Origin of the sequence: Agrobacterium sp. InxBP2 (assembly GCF_026191755.1) — a bacterium.
Classification (GTDB): Bacteria; Pseudomonadota; Alphaproteobacteria; order Rhizobiales; family Rhizobiaceae; genus Agrobacterium; species Agrobacterium pusense.
In genome coordinates this window covers 350,098-368,594 of record NZ_JAINDY010000026.1, presented here as the reverse complement: position 1 = coordinate 368,594, position 18,497 = coordinate 350,098, and the positions used below count along the sequence as shown (strand labels likewise).

Genomic DNA, 18,497 nt, shown 5'->3' with positions numbered 1-18,497 from the left:
CCAAACAAGCAACCAGCTCATTCCTTGATTTATTTAGAACGAAAGACTTCGTCGCCAGCAGCGCCGCCGCCCTCGTTCAGTGAGCGGACTTATAAGAGAACCCCACCGAACAAGTCAACAGGCCAAATTCGAAAAACTCAGAAAATTCGACAAGTATCTGGATTTAATATGTTATTTCGGTTTCCTGGAAATGCCGGACGACGGGGCCCTGTTAAACGCAGCGATTTTGCACAGGAGAAGATCCCGACGGCCCGCAAGAACCGGGGCGTGCCTTCTTTTGGCCCGGTTCCTCACTAATTGGTTTGTCAACGAAGCGTTAACATGGGGCATGCCTGCGCATATCCTATAAAGCACGCTGCAAACCTTTAGCCATGGTGTCGATGGATTTGACTCGCGGCTTTGAAAGTTGCACATCTTCGCCTGAAGTTTCTGGAGAGCGCATGACCGACGGGGCACAGCCAGTATGACTGCGGATCGCAACGTGATCCGGTCGCTAGGCACGGAACCGCCAATTCTGGCGGAAGGGCGACGTGCACCCGATCGCCGCGAAATTTCGCTTCGATGGCTTTCCGGCACGTTCCTCACTGGTATTACCTCTTCCATATTGATGGGTGTGGCCCTGTTTGCCGCTCTAGACGGACGTCAGCAGCTTGCCATCCCCGCCGAAGCCTTCGCCAAGGCGGATATGGGCAACAACGTGACGGAGGCAGCCCGTCGCGGCACGCGCCTCGTGGCACCGAATATTGCCGCGCGACCGTCTGACCGCTCGATCATGGAAGTCTCGACCGTCATCAACGAAGGCGACAAGGAAGTGGTCCGAAAGGTGCCATTCTCCCACGTGAAAATTCCGCTTGCGGCAAATTACGCCAAGCAGGACGACTATCCAGCCTTCGATCCCCTCAATATCTTCGCCAGCAATGACGACAAGGACGCATCGGCACCCGCACCGAGCAGGACGGGAACGATTTACGGTTCCGAGGTCGAATCCGAAGTCAGCCTGAAGACCGTTGCCTTTCCCGTGCAGCATTCCAAATTCCCCTTCGCCGGCTCGCTGAGCTTCGATGAGGTGGAGGAAGCCGTGCGTTCCAACGGCTCGATCCTGACGGACGGCAACGAACAGCTTGCCGCGCTTTATTACATCGATCCACGCCGTTTCGATAATGACGAAGGCGACGTCGACATCACCGCCGGCCTGGCCGCCCGCGTCGTCGAACAGAACATGTCGGTCTCGACACCACAATCGGCCTCCGTTCCCGTCAAGGAATATGCCGATGACGTGATCCCGGCCCGCCAGACCGAAACCATCGAGGCCGCGCTTTTCGGCGCGGGTTATTCGAAGGCACAGTCTTCGGAGATTGCCGGCCTGCTGGCACCGCAAATCCAGTCGAACAATGTGGAAAGCGGCGACGTGCTGCGCGTCGGCATCCTTCAGGAAGACGAGAAAAGCGATATCGTGCGCGTGAGCCTTTACCGCAAGGGCCGCCACATGGTCACCATGGCCGTCGATGACCGCAAGCGCTTCATCAAGGCCAGCGAACCACCGAAACTGGACGCGGTGGCGACCGCCTTTGACAGCACACCCGCACCTGCGGCGGGGCGCGATCTGCCAAGCGTCTATGACGGGGTGTACCGCGCCGCGCTTGCTTACGGCATGAACCAGGGCATGGTTTCGCAGTTGATCAAGCTTCTGGCCAGCAGCGTCGATTTCCAGGCGCAGCTCAAGCCCGCGGATACGCTCGAAGCCTTCTTCTCCGTGGAAGATGCGGATGGCAAGGCGACGGACAAGTCGGAGCTGCTCTATGTCAATGCCAAGTTCGGCGACAACGAGACACGCTTTTACCGGTTCCAGAATCCGGAAGACAACAGCATCGATTATTTCGATGAAAACGGCAAAAGCATCCGGCAGTTCCTGTTGCGCAACCCGGTTCCAAACGGCCGCATGACCTCCGGTTTCGGGATGCGCCGCCATCCCGTGCTGAAATTCAGCCGTATGCATACGGGAACAGACTGGGCCGCCGCCCGGGGCACGCCGATTATCGCAACGGGTAACGGCACTGTCGAGAAGGCCGGATGGGCTTCCGGTTACGGCAACCAGACCCTGATCCGCCATGCCAATGGCTATGTCTCTTCCTATAACCACCAGAGCGCGATCGCCAAGGGGGTCACCGAGGGGGCAAAGGTCCGGCAGGGTCAGGTCATCGGCTATGTGGGGTCGACCGGTCTTTCGACCGGCGCGCATCTGCACTACGAGCTGATCGTCAACGGCACCAAGGTGGACGCGATGAAGGTGCGTCTGCCGGGCGGCAAATCGCTTTCCGGCGAGGCGCTGGCGCGTTTCTCCGACGAGAGAAAACGCATCGACAATCTGCTGAATATCGAAGAAAAGTCCAATCAGGTGGCAAGCCGCTGATCGGCAGGGGATTTCAGATCAACAGAGTCCGCTTATAGGAAAGGGCCCCGTTTCCGGAGCCCTTTTTTTATGCAGCGTCGGCGGCCTCAGTGTCGGCCTCGGCTTTTGGCGGCTTGACCTTGAACAGCAGCCGGTCGGTTCCAGAGGTCACCTTGACCCGCGAACCATCGGGGATTTCCCCGCCAAGGATCATTTCCGCAAGCCTGTCCTGAACCGCCTTCTGGATCACCCGCTTCAGCGGACGCGCGCCATAGGCCGGATCGTAGCCTTTGTTGGCAAGCCAGTTACGGGCATCCTCATCCAGTTCGAGCGAAATCTTGCGGTCTCCCAGCAGCGAAACGAGCCGCTTCAACTGGATTTCCACGATGGCACCCATCTCGTCCCGCCGCAGGCGATGGAAGAGGATGATATCATCGATACGATTGAGGAACTCCGGCCGGAAATGCGACCGGACACGCTCCATCACCAGTTCGCGAACCGAATCCACGTCGTCATTGTCACCCATCTGCGTCATGAATTCCGAACCGAGGTTCGAGGTCATGATGATGATGGTGTTCTTGAAATCGACGGTGCGGCCCTGGCCATCCGTCAGGCGGCCATCATCCAGCACCTGCAGCAGGACGTTGAAGACATCCGGATGCGCTTTTTCGATCTCGTCGAACAGCACAACCTGATAAGGCCGGCGGCGAACCGCTTCCGTCAGAGCGCCGCCCTCCTCGTAACCGACATAGCCGGGAGGCGCACCGATGAGCCGGGCAACGGAGTGTTTCTCCATATATTCCGACATGTCGAGGCGAACCATCGCGGTTTCGTCGTCGAACAGGAAGCGGGCCAGCGACTTGGTCAGCTCGGTCTTGCCCACGCCCGTCGGGCCCAGGAAGATGAACGAACCGATCGGCCGGTTGGGATCCTGCAGGCCGGCACGCGAACGGCGAACCGCCTTGGACACGGCCTGAACGGCCTCACCCTGCCCGACAACGGACTTGGCAAGTTCGTCTTCCATGCGCAACAGCTTTTCGCGCTGGCCTTCGAGCATCTTGTCAACCGGAATACCTGTCCAGCGGGAAACGACATGCGCGATATTGTCCGCCGTCACCACTTCCTGAACCATCGAACCGGCACCGCTGCTGTCCCGCGCTTCCGCTGCAGCCAGTTCCTTTTCGATCCCCGGAATGATGCCGTAGGTCAATTCACCAGCGCGCTGGAACTGACCGTTGCGCTGCGCGATCGCCAGTTCGTTGCGAGCTTCGTCCAGCCGTTTCTTGAGATCGGCGGCGTGGCCGAGCTTCTGCTTTTCCGCCTGCCAGCGGGCCGTCAGCGCATCGGCCTTCTCTTCCGTATCCGCCAGTTCATCCTCGAGCTTCTTGAGCCGGTCGACAGAAGACTGGTCCGTCTCCTGCTTCAGGGCTTCGCGCTCGATCTTGAGCTGGATGATGCGGCGATCCAGTTCGTCCAGTTCTTCCGGCTTGGAATCCACCTGCATGCGAAGACGCGACGCGGCTTCGTCCATCAGGTCGATTGCCTTATCCGGCAGGAAACGGTCGGTGATATAGCGATTGGAAAGCGTCGCAGCCGCAACCAGGGCCGAATCCGAGATACGGACCTTGTGGTGCTGTTCGTATTTTTCCTTCAACCCGCGCAGGATCGAGATCGTGTCCTCAACGGTCGGTTCATCCACCAGCACGGGCTGGAAACGGCGGGCAAGGGCCGGATCCTTCTCCACATGCTTGCGATATTCGTCGAGCGTGGTGGCGCCAACGCAGTGCAGCTCACCGCGGGCAAGCGCGGGCTTCAGCAGATTGGAGGCATCCATCGCCCCATCCGCCTTACCGGCGCCGACCAGCGTATGCATTTCATCGATGAAGAGGATGATGCCGCCATTTTCAGACTGCACCTCGTTGAGGACAGCCTTCAGTCGCTCTTCGAACTCACCGCGATATTTCGCACCTGCGATCAGCGCGCCCATATCGAGCGCCATCAGCTTCTTGTCTTTGAGGCTTTCGGGCACATCGCCATTGACGATGCGCAGGGCGAGGCCTTCGGCAATCGCCGTCTTACCGACGCCAGGTTCACCGATCAGCACGGGATTGTTCTTGGTACGGCGAGACAGCACCTGAATGGTACGGCGAATTTCATCGTCGCGGCCAATAACAGGGTCCAGCTTGCCTTCGCGGGCCTCTTCGGTCAGGTCGCGCGCGAATTTCTTCAGCGCGTCAAAGCCCTGTTCGGCATTGGCGCTGTCAGCCGTGCGGCCCTTGCGGATATCATTGATGACCTGATTGAGCGCCTGCGCCGTCACGCCGGCCTTCTTCAGGGAAGCCGAAGTGGAAGCAGAGCTTTCAATCGCAAGCGCCTGCAGAAGACGCTCGACGGTCACGAAACTGTCGCCAGCCTTTTTGGCCAGGTCTTCGGCGGTGGAAAACACCTTTGCAAGGGGAGCCGTCAGCGAAAGGCCGCCATTGCCACCGGATACCTTGGGTAATTTTGCCAGCGCGGCATCATTGGCAAGACGCGCTTCTTTCGCGTCGCCGCCAGCCCGCTCGATCAGCGATGCCGCCATACCCTGCTCGTCATCGAGCAGCACCTTGAGAACATGCTCGGGCGAAAACTGCTGATGGTTTTCGGCCAGCGCAAAGGTCTGCGCCGATTGCAGAAAACCGCGAACGCGCTCGGAGTATTTTTCAATATTCATAGTCGAACCTCCATAGACCGGCCCGCCCGCTTTCGGCACGGCTCCGGGTGTTAGGGTTGAGGCTCCCTCAAAAGGCAAGCCCCGCTACGACAGTCGTGTTTAAGGATTTCACGATCGCCGCCTCTCGATGGTCGGTCGCCAGCAGTGTCGGCAACCTTCCATCCTGCTCGAATATGGGAGGCATTTTCATCGGTTTAAAGGGGAAGAAATCCGGCCGTCGAGAAATTTTCCCAGGAAGTTGACGGGCGTCAGCTTCACCCTGCTAGCCATGCTGGCGCGCGCAGCCATAGACTTTGGCGCGCCAAAATAAAAAAACTCCGGCGAGCCGGAGTTTTTCAGTCTGGGGCATGTCTGCCTGCGCTGTTATTCCGCGGCGTTTTCAAGCGTGGCGGGAGCGGCCTCTTCACCGGCTCCTGCATCTTCACCTTCGGCACCTTCGGCAGCCGCAGTGCGACGTGGACGGCGCTGGCGCGGACCGGTCGCCCGGCGCGTCTTCGGTGCGCGTTCGGCTGGAGCTTCCGCCTGCTGCTGTTCCTCTTCGACGGCCACCTCCATTGGCGTACCCTCGATGACGGGCTGCGGCGCCTGACTGGCGTCATAAACCGGAGGCTGCTGATCTGCGCTCACCTGCTGGCGTGGCTGACGCTCCTGCCGCTCACGGCGGTCGGGACGGTCACGGCGCTCCTGGCGCTGCTCGTTCCGTTCGGCGCGCTCCTGGCGTTCGGGCTGCTGCGCGCGCTCGGCCTGTTCGGCCTGATGCTGCGGTGCAATGGCGCCTTCGTCACCATCGTTCACATCCATCTCGTCGGCATCGGCGGCATTATACTCGCCGCGGTCGTCGCGCTGGAAGCGTTCCTGCATCTGCGCCTGAGCCGACGCGATGATGCGGTTATAATGTTCAGCGTGCTGCAGATAGTTTTCAGCCATCACGCGGTCGCCGGAACTCTGTGCGTCGCGCGCCAGAGCCGCGTATTTTTCCGCTATGTGCTGGGCTGTGCCACGGATTTTAACATCGGGGCCGGAACTGTCATAAGTCCTGGTCAGCGGGTTACCGCCCTTGCGGTTGAAGTTGTTGTTACCGCCACCATTATTATTGTTGTTGTTTCCACGCCCCCGGCCGCGCTTGTTTTGCTGTCCTGGCCTCATCAATTGCTCACCTGAATTCTGTTTTGCTGATAATCTGGTTGTTTTCATGCAATTCCGGGCGGAAAACCGCTGGAAATTTTTCCTGAAATTGCTCCATCACGCGCCCTGCCGAGATACCTCCGGACAAGACCTCGCGTAAGACGACCGGTCGCGCAAATGCTGCACCGAGCCGTCTGCGAACAAAGTTTACTGATTCACATGCCGGAAACGCCCAGCCTTTCAGGGCTCTTTAAAGAACCCGCTTCGGGACTGACCCATACCCTGACGAATCTCAGTTCGTCCTCAGCCACCCGGCATGTGGCCGCAAACTATCCCGCTTCCCGCGGAAATCCAAGCCTTTTCTTTTGCTGTGCAAAATATCCTTGCAAAAAATTCCGCAGACATATCGCCGTCAACTATCTCCGGAAGGTCAAAACTCTATCATTACCGCCATAATCCTTCACGGCGTCCAGAAGAGAGAAGCCGTGGGAAGAAAATATAGCGGAAACATCAAGCCTTTGATCGAAACCGATCTCCACACCGACAATCCCGTTTTCCACAAGAAAGCGGCCTGCTTCGGCAGCGATGAGGCGGTACGGTGCAAGGCCGTCCTGACCTCCATCCAGCGCCGCCAGAGGATCATGATGACGAACCTCTCGGTCAAGCGTTGCGACGATATCGCTTCTTATATAAGGCGGATTCGACACAATTATGTCAAAGCGGCCAGAGATTTTTTCGAACCAGTCGCTTTGAACGGGTTCGAAACGACCGCCGAGATCATTTCGGAATGCGTTTCTCGAGGCTGTTTCCAGCGCGTCGGCGGAGATATCGCTGCCGACACCGGTCGCCTCCGGGCATTCCTTCAAAAGCGCGAGACAGATCGCCCCCGTGCCTGTGCCCAGATCGAGAATACGCGCGCTGCCCCTGGCTGAAACGGCAGCCTTCAAGGCAGGCAGCAGCGTGTCTACCAGAACCTCCGTATCAGGGCGCGGCTCGAGCGTTTCCCTCGACAAAAGAAGATCCAGGCCATGAAACTCCCGATGGCCCAGGATGCGGTGAACAGGCTCGCCGGCGGCGCGTCTTTCAACCATCGCATCAATTCGGGCTTGCTCCTCGGTCGTGAGCGACCGGTCCGGCTTCATCACGAAGTCGGTCAACGAAAAACCGACGACTTCGGCAATCAGGAGACGCGCATCGAGAAGTGGATCGGCGATCCCTGCCGCCTGCAGCCGCTTGCGGGCCGCGGCAAGTTCACTTGCGACAGTGGCCCCGGCCGGCGCGCTCAATGCTGCTCGCCGAGTTGCGCCAGCTGCCCCGCCTGATAATCGGCGATCAGCGCATCCACGAGCTCATCAATCTCGCCTTCGATCATCCGGTCCAGCTTGTAGAGCGTGAGATTGATACGGTGATCGGTGACACGGCCCTGAGGGAAATTATAGGTGCGGATGCGCTCGGAGCGGTCGCCGGAGCCCACCTGACTCTTGCGGTCGGCCGAACGTTCACTGTCCACCTTCTGGCGCTCGATATCGTAAAGCCGTGAACGAAGAACCTGCATGGCCTTGGCGCGGTTCTGATGCTGCGATTTCTCCGAGCTCGTCACGATCAGCCCTGTCGGCAAATGGGTGATGCGAACGGCGGAATCGGTGGTGTTGACGTGCTGGCCGCCGGCGCCCGACGCACGCATCGTATCGATGCGGATGTCTTCCGGGCGGATTTCGATATCGATTTCTTCCGCTTCCGGCAGCACCGCGACGGTGGCCGCAGACGTGTGGATGCGGCCGCTTGCTTCCGTTTCCGGCACGCGCTGCACCCGGTGAACGCCGGACTCGAATTTCAGCTTGGAGAACACCCCTCGCCCACTGATCGTGGCGATGATTTCCTTATAACCGCCGGCTTCACCCTCGCTTGCGGAGAGCACTTCCACCTTCCAGCCCTTGGAAGCAGCAAAGCGCTCATACATGCGGAACAGATCGCCGGCAAATAGTGCCGCCTCGGAACCGCCGGTCCCGGCGCGTATTTCGAGGATCGCACTTTTTTCGTCCGCAGCATCCTTCGGCAGCAGCAGGACCTGCATGTCCTTCTCGAGCTCTTCGATACGGCTCTCGATCTCCGGAAGCTCCATTTCCGCCAGTTCGCGCATATCCTTGTCGGTCGTCTTGTCGGCAAGCAGCGCTTCGAGATCGGCGGCCTCAGAGATCGCCTTCTCGTATTCGCGAATTTTCTTCACCACCGGCTCGAGCTCGGAATATTCCGAAGCGAGCTTCACATAGACATCCGCAGCAGGCCCGGCCGACATACGCGCTTCGATCTCGCCGAAACGTCTTTCCAACTCGCGCATTTTTTCGACGGGAAGCTTCGCCACCAGTCACTCCAATTATGAAACAGTTCTTTTTAAATGGGAATGGAATGCGTCGCCGCAAAGCGTAACAACACCTCGCGCCCGCTTTCCAGCGAATTATGATCATCCAGCGCCGCATTCAACTCTTCGGCAAGACTTGCGGCATCGAGCCCGAGCAGCATGGCCTTCACGGGGCCGATCGCCGTCGGCGACATGGAAATCGAACGGAATCCAAGCCCGATAAGAGCCATTGCCGAAAGTGGCTTGCTCGCCATTTCACCGCACAGCGTAACCGAAGTTTGATGCCTTTCGCCCGCCCGCACGATATCGCGAAGCATGCGCAGGAACGGCTTGCCGAGATTGTCGAAGCGATCCGAAACACGGGCGTTGCCGCGATCCACAGCCATCGAGAACTGGAAGAGATCATTCGAACCCACGGAGACGAAATCCACCTCCTGCATCAGCTCATCGAGCTGCCACATCAGCGCCGGCACCTCCAGCATGGCGCCGAACTGCAGCTTTTTTGGCAGCGCATGGCTGAATTTCGAAAGATGCTGTACTTCCTTTTGCAGCAGGTCGCGTGCAGCGCGGATTTCGGACACTTCCGTCACCATCGGCAACATCATGCGCAGTTCTGCACCGGAAGCGGCACGCAGAAGCGCGCGCATCTGCGTGCGCATCAGCCCCGGCCGGTCGAGCGACAGGCGGATCGCCCGCCAGCCAAGCGCCGGGTTTTCCTCCTCCTGGCCGCGCATATATGAAACGACCTTGTCGCCGCCAATATCGAGCGTGCGGAAGGTAACGCTCTTGCCCTTCGCCTGCCGCAGGACGGAGCGGTAGAAGGCCTCCTGTTCCTCACCCTTCGGCATGTTGGAAGCGATCATGAATTGCAGCTCGGTACGGAACAGTCCAATGCCATCGGCACCCGATTCATCCAGCTGCGGCAGATCCACCAAAAGACCAGCATTCATCTTGAGGTTGACCTTCTGGCCGTCCTTGGTGATCGGTTCGACATTGCGAAGTGCGCGGAACTGCTCCTGCCGGCGGGCACGCAGACGCACTTTTTCCTCATAGGCGCGTTGCAGATCCGACATCGGACGCAAATGCACCTGGCCGTCATCGCCATCGATGATGATGGGATCGTTGTTTTCGGCAAGCGCGACAATGCCCGTCGCCTGCCCGATAACCGGAATGCCCATGGCGCGGGCCACAATGACGACATGGCTGGTCACCGCGCCATCTTCCAGCACCAGACCACGCAGTTTTTCGCGCGGATAATCCAGGAGTTCGGCCGCCCCCATGGCGCGGGCCAGCACGATGGCATCGAGCGGGAAATCCTGTTCCGGACCACGACCGCCAAAACCGATGAGCTGCCGAAGCAGCCGGTTGGCGAGATCGTCGAAATCATGCATACGTTCGCGCAGATAAGGATCGGTGAGACGCATCATACGCGCCTTGGTATCGCTCTGCACCTTCTCGACCGCCGCTTCCGCCGTCAGGCCGTTGCGGATCGCTTCTTCCATGCGTCGCACCCAGCCCTGATCGTGGGCGAACATGCGGTAGGTCTCGAGAACCTCGCGGTGTTCGCCTTCGGTCGGCACGTCACGGCGCTGCAGCATGTCATCGATGGAGAGCCGCAGCGAGCCGATAGCATCGGCAAGGCGACGGATTTCCGTGTCCGCATCTTCGTTCAGCAGGTTGGTAACGACAATGCGCGGATCGTGCAGCACCACATGGCCAAGACCGATGCCTTCGCCATAGGCGTCGCCGTCGATGGAGACGGCACGCGTCAGGTCCAGCTCGACACCGGGGCGTGTGATCTTCTTCAACTCGCCGCTCGCCACTATTTCAGCGATAAGCATCGCGGTTGTCTCGAGCGCTTCAATTTCATCCTCCCGGTATGTTCGGCTGGCCTTGTTCTGGACCACAAGAACGCCAAGAGTGCGACCGGAGCGCAAAATTGGCACGCCGAGGAAGGAATGATAAATTTCCTCACCGGTTTCAGGAAGATAGCGGAATGCGGGATGCGCCTGCGCATCGGAAAGATTGAGCGGCTGGGCGGAAGCGGCAATGGTGCCGACAAGACCCTGCCCCATTTTCAGCTGGGCAAGATGCACGGCATCCTTGTTGAGACCTTCCGTCGCATAAAGCTCAAGCACGCTGTCGGAACGCAGCACATAGACCGAGCAAACCTCCGCCACCATGTTGCCGGCGATCTGACGGACGATCTGGTCAAGGCGGTCCTGCGGTTCAAGGTGCTCCGCCATCATTTCGCGCAGCCGCTTGAGCAGGACGCGCGGACCTGCGGAAAGGTCTCTCATCGCGTTTGCTCCCCGACGCTTCCGATCCGAATGTCATAATATTCGGGAATCAAAACGTCATTTAAAAATTTATAGCGCGAGAAGCGCGTCCCGCAAGGGACACGCTTTCATGAAACGCCACATCGGAAGAACGCAACTCCGAAGAATCGGAGCATCGGGAACCGATGTCTCGGCTTAGCTCTTATCGAGGCCGTAAGCAGAATGCAAAGTGCGAACCGCAAGTTCGGCATAGGCGCCATCGATCAGGATCGAAATCTTGATCTCGGACGTGGTGATCGCCTTGATGTTGATGTTCTTCTCGGCCAGTGCCTTGAATGCGCTGGCGGCAACGCCCGCGTGGCTGCGCATGCCAATGCCGATGACCGAAACCTTGGCGAGGCCGGTTTCGTTCTGTGCAACGTCGAAGCCGATCTGGGCCTTGTTGTCATCGAGAACCTTAAGCGCCTTGGCAACGTCGCCCGAAGGAACGGTAAAGGTCATGTCGGTGCGCGAACCGTCTTCGGAAATGTTCTGCACGATCATGTCGACATTGATGTGCGCTTCCGCCAGAGGCCCGAAGATCGCGGCGGAGACGCCCGGACGGTCGGCCACGCGGCGCAGCGAGATCTGTGCTTCATCCTTGGCATAGGCGATGCCGGTTACGACTTCCTGTTCCACGATTTCATCCTCGTCACAAATCAAAGTACCGGGCGGGTTGATGAGGTCGCCCATGCCCGGCGCATCGGGATCCTCGAAACTGGAGCGAACGAAGGTGCGCACCTTGTGTACCATGGCAAGCTCGACCGAGCGGACCTGCAGGACCTTGGCACCGAGCGACGCCATTTCGAGCATTTCCTCGAAGGCGATCTTTTTCATGCGGCGAGCCTTGGGCTCGATGCGCGGATCGGTCGTGTAGACGCCATCGACATCCGTATAGATGTCGCAACGATCCGCCTTCACGGCAGCGGCAATGGCAACGGCCGAGGTGTCGGAGCCGCCGCGGCCAAGCGTTGCAATGCGGTTATCGGGACCGATGCCCTGGAAACCGGCAACAACGGCAACCTGGCCCTCGCCCATGCGTTTCACGATATCCGAGCCGTCAATCTCGAGAATGCGGGCGGCGCCATGCGCATTATCGGTGCGGATCGGGATCTGCCAGCCCTGCCAGGAGCGCGCATTGATGCCCATGGATTGCAGCGTGATCGCCAGAAGACCTGACGTCACCTGCTCGCCGGATGCAACAACCGCGTCATATTCGCGCGCATCATAAAAGGAGGCGGCATTGCTCCCCGTAATCTTTGCTGCGTTCTGCACCCAGTCAACCAGTTCGTTGGTTTTACCGGACATGGCGGAAACGACCACGGCCACTTCATGGCCGGCATCCACTTCGCGTTTCACATGCCGGGCGACATTGTGAATGCGTTCGAGGTTCGCGACGGACGTGCCGCCGAATTTCATGACAATGCGAGCCATAGCCTTGACCAGTACCATCCCATTTTCCCGCCGGCTCTTTCAAAAGACGGACGGACAAGAACAAACCCAGTCGGCTCTTCCTGACAAAGAGCCTCAAGTTGCGGGTCTCTTAGCGAAAAGGCGGGGGCCACGCAATGCCGTTTATGAACCATGCGGTACGCCTTTTTCGGGAGCCTGAACATGCAACAATGGCGCACTGACGCGCCGGCGGGATAAAGCACCCGCAAAAGAGCGTACCGCGGTGCACTGTACAAATCGGCCCATTCGCAGTATGAGCGCGGCAATGCAACCGGCCAGATGGCCGAAATGGCCTGTATCGGCTGCCCCGGAGACTTTAGGATCTATTGGTTTCGGGCGGATGCGGGCAGCTTCATATCCGAAAGACGGTAGATGACAGACACCCAGGGTATCGCCCCGGCGATCGCGCAGGCGTTGGAAAAACGCGGCTACAAAGATTTGACCCCCGTGCAGCAGGCCATGCTTGCGCCGGAACTTGCCGACAAGGACGCGCTGGTTTCCGCGCAGACCGGTTCCGGCAAGACCGTTGCCTTCGGCATCGCGCTTGCGACCACGCTGCTGCGTGACAACACCCGTTTCGGCCAGGCCGCTGCCCCTCTGGCGCTTGCCATCGCCCCCACACGCGAACTGGCCATGCAGGTCAAGCGCGAGCTGGAATGGCTTTACGAATTTGCCGGTGTCTCCATCGCCTCCTGCGTCGGCGGCATGGATATCCGCAATGAGCGCCGGGCGCTGGAGCGCGGTGCTCATATCGTCGTCGGCACGCCCGGCCGTCTCTGCGACCACATCAAGCGCAATGCACTCGATCTCTCATCGATCCGCGCTGTCGTGCTCGACGAAGCCGACGAAATGCTCGACCTCGGCTTCCGTGAAGATCTGGAATTCATTCTGGAGGAATCGCCCGAAGATCGCCGCACGCTGATGTTCTCGGCCACCGTGCCGCGCAGCATCGCCAAGCTGGCCGAAAGCTACCAGAAGAACGCCGTGCGCATCGCCACCGCTTCCGAACAGAAGCAGCATGTGGATATTGAATATCGCGCGCTTCTGGTTTCGCCTTCCGATCGCGAGAACGCCATCATCAATGCGCTGCGCTTTTACGAAGCCCGCAACGCCATCGTGTTCTGCTCCACCCGCGCCGCGGTGAACCACCTGACGGCCCGCCTGAACAATCGTGGCTTCTCCGTCGTGGCTCTCTCCGGCGAACTGACGCAGAACGAGCGCACACATGCCCTGCAGGCCATGCGTGACGGCCGCGCCCGCGTTTGCGTGGCGACAGACGTTGCCGCCCGCGGCATCGACCTGCCCGGCCTCGAACTCGTCATCCATGCCGACCTGCCGACCAATTCCGAAACGCTTCTGCACCGCTCGGGCCGCACCGGCCGCGCCGGTCAGAAGGGCGTCAGCGCCATCGTGGTGCCGGTCAGCCAGCGCCGCAAGGCCGAGCGCCTGCTCGAAGGCGCCAAGGTCAGTGCCGCATGGGTACACCCACCCTCCGTTGAAGAGATCGTCGAGCGCGACGGCGCCCGGCTTCTGGCCGATCCTACGCTGAGCGAAGCAGTGGCGGATGACGAACGCGATTTCGTGACCAAGCTGCTGGAACAGCATGGCGCGGAAAAAGTCGCGGCGGCCTTCGTGCGCCTTTATCATGCGGGACGTTCGGCACCGGAAGACATTTTTGAAGTCGCGCTTGATAACACCCGCAAGCCGCGCCGCGACAGTTTCGAAACACCCGAAAACAACGCTCCGCGCCGCGATAGGTCCGATTTCTCCGACAGTGCCTGGTTCTCCCTGTCTGTCGGTCGCAAGCAGAGCGCGGAACCGCGCTGGCTTATCCCGATGCTCTGCCGTTTCGGCAAGATCACCCGCCAGGATATCGGCGCGATCCGCATGCAACAGACTGAAACCTTCGTGGAACTGGCAGCCGACGCCGTCGACCGCTTCACCTCCGCCATCGGCAAGGACATGACGCTCGAAAAGGGCATTCGCCTCAAGGCGCTTGAGGGCAAACCCGAGATGACCGGCGGCTTCCGCGAAGACACGCGGCCGGCCAAGGCCCAGCGTAAGTTCAGCAAGTCCGACAACGCGAGCGCCCCCCGCGATGATCGCAAGGGCGAAGACAAGCCCTGGAAAAAGAAAAAGCCCTTTGGCGACAAGCCGAAATATGAGGGCAAGAAGGACAAGCCATTCGAAAAGCGTGGGCCAAAGCCGACAAAGGGCTGAGGACGCCCTTCGTTTTTAGCTCTTGCAAGAAAATGGGTCCCTTTTTGTGGGACCCAAGCCGGTCGACGACCTCCTCCGCCATGCCGGACCTGATCCGGCATCCAGCCACGACGCGTCTGCGTCGTGAGAAGACCCTTTTGCGATCAAAGACTTGATCGCGCTAGACCCCGGATCAAGTCCGGGGTGACGGAGTGGGGATGCGAAAACTTTGCAATCGATTCAGGTCGACAGATTCAGCAAAAAGCCCCGCTTTCGCGGGGCTTTCTATTTAACGCAATCACAACACCGGCAATCAGAACTCCAGCGCGCGGTCGCCGTTTTCGTCCTTGATGCGGTTCGGAAGACCGATCTTGTTCAGAAGGTTCAGGAACGGCTTCGGTGGCAGTTCTTCAACGTTTGCCATCTGCTTCACATCCCATTCGCCCGTCGCTATCAACATGGCGGCAGCAACCGGCGGAACGCCAGCTGTGTAGGAAATGCCCTGCGAGCCGACTTCTTCATAGGCTTCCTTATGGTCAGCCACGTTGTAGATGAAGACTTCGCGTTCCTTGCCGTCCTTGATACCCTTGACGATATCACCAATGCAGGTCTTGCCGACATAATCGGGCGCCAGCGAAGACGGATCGGGCAGCACGGCCTTGACCACCTTCAGCGGCACGACTTCCAGACCTTCAGCCGTCTTGACCGGCTTTTCGGAGAGCAGCCCGAGGTTCTTCAGCACGGTGAAGACATTGATATAGTGATCGCCGAACCCCATCCAGAAGCGGACATCGGCGCCGTCCATGTTCTTGGACAGCGAATGCACTTCGTCATGGCCGGTCATATAGGCCTTCTGCTTGCCGACGACAGGCAGATCGAATTCCTGGCCGACTTCGAACATCTGGTTCGTCTGCCACTGGCCATTCTGCCAGGAATAAACGACCCCGGTGAACTCACGGAAGTTGATTTCCGGATCGAAGTTGGTGGAGAACCAGCGGCCATGGCTGCCGGCATTGATGTCGACGATATCGACCGAGGTGACCTTGTCGAAATACTCATCCTTGGCAAGACGCGCATAGGCGTTGACGACACCCGGGTCAAAACCGACACCGAGAATGGCAGTAATGCCCTTCTCCTTGCATTCTTCAGCACGCTTCCACTCGTAGTTTCCATACCACGGCGGCGTCTCGCAGATCTTGGTGGGATCCTCGTGGATCGCCGTATCCATATAGGCAACACCAGTGTCCATGCAGGCACGAAGAACGGACATGTTGACGAAAGCCGAACCGACATTGATGACGATCTGTACGCCGGTCTTGTTGATCAAGGCTTTCGTCGCCTCGATATCCATCGCGTCAAGCGCATGGGCCTCAAGTTTCACATCTGTCTTGAGGCTCTTCTTTTCGCGTACGGACTCGACAATCTTGCGGCACTTTTCCAAAGTCCGTGACGCAATATGAATGTCTCCCAATACATCGCTGTTCTGGGCGCATTTATGCGCCACGACCTGTGCTACGCCACCGGCGCCGATGATCAGAACGTTCTTCTTCATTTCAGGTGATGCCTCCTTTTCCCCGCAGGGATGAGCTTCGTTGGATGTTGAAACAGGGTTTAAGACAGGCTTTGCTCGAAATCGGCAAAGTCGAATTCACGGACGGCGCGAACCGAGCCGTCGAGTTCCTTGATGGCGATCGTCGGCATCTTCACGCCGTTGAACCAGTTTTTCTTGACCATGGTGTAACCGGCTGCGTCCTGGAAGGAGATGCGGTCACCCACTTTCAGCTCCTTGTCGAAACGGAAATCGCCGAAAATATCGCCGGCGAGGCAGGACTTGCCGCAAACCATATAGGGATGTTCGCCCTCGTTCGGCGATACCTTGGCGCTCTCACGATAGATCAGAAGATCGAGCATGTGCGCTTCGATGGAGCTGTCGACGATAGCGAGGTTCTTGCCGTTGAACAGCGTGTCGAGAACCGTCACTTCGAGCGTCGTGCTCTTCGTGATCGAGGCTTCGCCCGGCTCAAGATACACCTGCACACCGTATTTTTCTGAGAAGGCACGCAGACGGTCGCAGAACTGGTCGAGCGGGTAATCGTCGCCGGTGAAATGAATGCCGCCGCCGAGGCTGACCCATTCGGCACGCGACAGCAGTGATCCGAATTTTTCCTCGATCTGCGTCAGCATGCGGTCGAACAGGGCAAAATCGCTGTTTTCGCAGTTATTGTGGATCATGAAACCGGAAATGCGATCCATGATCTTGTCGACCTTGGCGACATCCCATTCGCCAAGGCGGCTGAACGGACGTGCGGGATCGGCGAGATCGAAGCTCGAGGAGCTGACCTGCGGATTGAGGCGCAGACCGCGCGTGATGCCGGACGCCTTGTCGGCAAAGCGCTCCAGCTGGCCAATAGAATTGAAGATGATCTTGTCGGCATTCGCAATCACCTCGTCGATCTCGTAATCGGCATAGGCAACGGAGTAGGCATGGGTTTCACCGCCGAATTTCTCGCGGCCAAGACGGACTTCATAGAGCGAGGAGGAAGTGGTGCCATCCATATATTGCGACATGAAGTCGAACACCGACCAGGTGGCGAAGCATTTCAACGCCAAGAGCGCCTTGGCACCGGATTTTTCCCGCACATAGGCAATCTTCTCCATGTTGCGAAGAAGTTTTGTCTTGTCGATGAGGTAATATGGCGTCTGCAACATCTCGTTTCACATATTGATTGAAGTCAAGGTCGGTCTTGGATGATGGGCCTTATATGATGCTTGTTACAGGAAAACAAATGTCCGGGGGCTAATTCCTTAAAAATGAGGCGCGTCGAGCGGGACGAAGAAAACACATGACGTTGCGGAACCAAGTCGGTGTCGCTGCGTTTCAATCACGGACAGGCGGGTAATTTCTGCCGCCGTAATGAAAGTCAAGCGGCGTCAGTCATGGACATGTCGCCATCTCCATCAACGATGTTCAAGAAGGACTTCACTCATGGCAAGCGTGCGTAGCAGCGTTAATGACAAGATCCAGCAATCCCTCGAAAGCGGTGATGCAGCCGATGTGGCCGCGCAGCTCGCCCAGCTTCGCGAAGATCTGGCAAATCTTGCCAAGAGCGTGAAGGCGCTTGGCGTCGGTGCTTCGCATGAGCTGAAAGCTCAGGCCGCCCGTGTTGCGGACGATGCCATCTCCGCATCGAGCGACATGGCGGATACCGTGCGCAACGAGATTTCAACGCTGAATGACAATCTGACGGACCAGGTCCAGCGAAACCCGCTCCAGTCGCTCGGCATTGCGGTCGGCGTCGGTTTCGTTCTTGCCCTCCTGACACGTCGATAAGCTCATGCTTGAGGCATTGCTGGTCTATCTGGGGGAGACCCAGCGTGAAGGGCGTGTCGTCACGAGACGACTGCGCTCTGTCATCATATTATCGGTGCTGGCGGGAATATTTTTCCTGATAGCCTTCGTGGCGGCGGTTGTATCCGGATCGATTTACCTCGCCCGGCACGTTGGCGCAGGCCCTGCAGCCCTGGTCGTCGCCGGATCTGCGTTTCTGCTTGGAGTCATCATGCTTGTGGCACTCGCCATCCTGAAGCGTCCAAGGGTCTATGCAACGAGGCCGGTCACGCCACTCGCCGCCGCAGCGCCGCTGACGGCGGCGCCGCTTGCTCTTCAGTCGTTGCTTTCACTCGCGATACAGGCGCGCCCCTATGCGACACTTGCCGTCGCCGTCGCAGCCGGGTTTCTCGCCACGAGAGCAGGTACAAAAAAGACCAAGTAACTTCTTGGCTCGCCAGCGACACCAACCGCGCATCCGGCCCATGGATGCGCGGTTTTTTTTATGTTACCCGCGAAGGATAGACTGGTTGATGGCGCACTGCGTCACGCCGCCCTTATTTAAACAAAGTAACATACAGTCTCGGCGCATCCGTAATTTTTTGAAAGGCAAT

Annotated in this window: 13 protein-coding genes; 5 read left to right on the top strand and 8 right to left on the bottom strand. The window is 58.8% G+C overall.

Annotation, left to right across the window (positions count from 1 at the left end; translation table 11 throughout):
- Both K7A42_RS09700 and K7A42_RS09695 read left to right on the top strand, forming a co-directional pair.
- Positions 1–297, top strand: a 297-nt coding sequence (locus K7A42_RS09700; protein WP_282455079.1) for a hypothetical protein, incomplete at its 5' end; no start/stop codon positions are given.
- 166 nt (positions 298–463) lie between these two features.
- Positions 464–2,410, top strand: coding sequence for a M23 family metallopeptidase (locus K7A42_RS09695; RefSeq protein ID WP_006698031.1), 1,947 nt, complete (start codon positions 464–466; stop codon positions 2,408–2,410).
- Positions 2,411–2,477: 67 nt separating this feature from the next.
- Here the strand turns inward: K7A42_RS09695 and clpB are convergent, their stop codons facing one another.
- The 6 genes from clpB to K7A42_RS09665 form a co-directional block, all read right to left on the bottom strand.
- Entirely contained in the window at positions 2,478–5,102 is a 2,625-nt protein-coding gene (gene clpB, locus K7A42_RS09690; RefSeq protein WP_006698032.1) for an ATP-dependent chaperone ClpB, read from the bottom strand.
- Between the two features lie 363 nt (positions 5,103–5,465).
- Positions 5,466–6,248, bottom strand: coding sequence for a DUF4167 domain-containing protein (locus K7A42_RS09685; protein ID WP_112556662.1), 783 nt, complete (start codon positions 6,246–6,248; stop codon positions 5,466–5,468).
- A gap of 395 nt (positions 6,249–6,643) precedes the next feature.
- A complete protein-coding gene (prmC, locus tag K7A42_RS09680) occupies positions 6,644–7,513 on the bottom strand; it encodes a peptide chain release factor N(5)-glutamine methyltransferase (protein ID WP_035210709.1) in 870 nt (289 codons plus the stop codon).
- Positions 7,510–8,589, bottom strand: coding sequence for a peptide chain release factor 1 (gene prfA / locus K7A42_RS09675; RefSeq protein ID WP_004437995.1), 1,080 nt, complete (start codon positions 8,587–8,589; stop codon positions 7,510–7,512). Before prfA ends, prmC begins: the two co-directional genes overlap by 4 nt.
- Positions 8,590–8,618: 29 nt before the next feature.
- Positions 8,619–10,886: a phosphoenolpyruvate--protein phosphotransferase gene (gene ptsP / locus K7A42_RS09670; RefSeq protein WP_112556664.1), complete on the bottom strand. Its 2,268-nt coding sequence runs from the start codon at positions 10,884–10,886 to the stop codon at positions 8,619–8,621.
- Between the two features lie 174 nt (positions 10,887–11,060).
- A complete protein-coding gene (locus K7A42_RS09665; protein ID WP_006698035.1) occupies positions 11,061–12,338 on the bottom strand; it encodes an aspartate kinase in 1,278 nt (425 codons plus the stop codon).
- A gap of 390 nt (positions 12,339–12,728) precedes the next feature.
- Here K7A42_RS09665 and K7A42_RS09660 point away from each other — a divergent pair, with 390 nt between their 5' ends.
- A complete protein-coding gene (locus K7A42_RS09660; protein WP_022563496.1) occupies positions 12,729–14,576 on the top strand; it encodes a DEAD/DEAH box helicase in 1,848 nt (615 codons plus the stop codon).
- Between the two features lie 292 nt (positions 14,577–14,868).
- Here the strand turns inward: K7A42_RS09660 and K7A42_RS09655 are convergent, their stop codons facing one another.
- Both K7A42_RS09655 and nspC read right to left on the bottom strand, forming a co-directional pair.
- Positions 14,869–16,107 carry a saccharopine dehydrogenase family protein gene (locus K7A42_RS09655; RefSeq protein ID WP_004437987.1) on the bottom strand — a complete coding sequence of 413 codons (1,239 nt, stop codon included), beginning with the start codon at positions 16,105–16,107 and terminating at the stop codon, positions 14,869–14,871.
- Between the two features lie 59 nt (positions 16,108–16,166).
- The gene (nspC, locus tag K7A42_RS09650; RefSeq protein WP_112556666.1) at positions 16,167–17,264 is read right to left on the bottom strand and encodes a carboxynorspermidine decarboxylase; all 1,098 of its coding nucleotides are present in this window, start codon (positions 17,262–17,264) and stop codon (positions 16,167–16,169) included.
- Between the two features lie 277 nt (positions 17,265–17,541).
- Here nspC and K7A42_RS09645 point away from each other — a divergent pair, with 277 nt between their 5' ends.
- Positions 17,542–17,886, top strand: a complete 345-nt coding sequence (locus K7A42_RS09645) for a DUF883 family protein (RefSeq protein ID WP_004437983.1) — start codon at positions 17,542–17,544, stop codon at positions 17,884–17,886.
- A gap of 4 nt (positions 17,887–17,890) precedes the next feature.
- A complete protein-coding gene (locus tag K7A42_RS09640; RefSeq protein ID WP_282455078.1) occupies positions 17,891–18,328 on the top strand; it encodes a hypothetical protein in 438 nt (145 codons plus the stop codon).
- The last annotated feature ends 169 nt before the right edge of the window (positions 18,329–18,497 follow it).

Coding starts and splice junctions, on each gene's coding strand:
- K7A42_RS09645 (WP_004437983.1), top strand. CDS start 17,542: ATGGCAAGCGTGCGTAGCAGCGTTAATGACAAGATCCAGCAATCCCTC.
- K7A42_RS09665 (WP_006698035.1), bottom strand. CDS start 12,338: ATGGCTCGCATTGTCATGAAATTCGGCGGCACGTCCGTCGCGAACCTC.
- K7A42_RS09660 (WP_022563496.1), top strand. CDS start 12,729: ATGACAGACACCCAGGGTATCGCCCCGGCGATCGCGCAGGCGTTGGAA.
- K7A42_RS09685 (WP_112556662.1), bottom strand. CDS start 6,248: ATGAGGCCAGGACAGCAAAACAAGCGCGGCCGGGGGCGTGGAAACAAC.
- nspC (WP_112556666.1), bottom strand. CDS start 17,264: ATGTTGCAGACGCCATATTACCTCATCGACAAGACAAAACTTCTTCGC.
- clpB (WP_006698032.1), bottom strand. CDS start 5,102: ATGAATATTGAAAAATACTCCGAGCGCGTTCGCGGTTTTCTGCAATCG.
- ptsP (WP_112556664.1), bottom strand. CDS start 10,886: ATGAGAGACCTTTCCGCAGGTCCGCGCGTCCTGCTCAAGCGGCTGCGC.
- K7A42_RS09655 (WP_004437987.1), bottom strand. CDS start 16,107: ATGAAGAAGAACGTTCTGATCATCGGCGCCGGTGGCGTAGCACAGGTC.
- K7A42_RS09640 (WP_282455078.1), top strand. CDS start 17,891: ATGCTTGAGGCATTGCTGGTCTATCTGGGGGAGACCCAGCGTGAAGGG.
- K7A42_RS09695 (WP_006698031.1), top strand. CDS start 464: ATGACTGCGGATCGCAACGTGATCCGGTCGCTAGGCACGGAACCGCCA.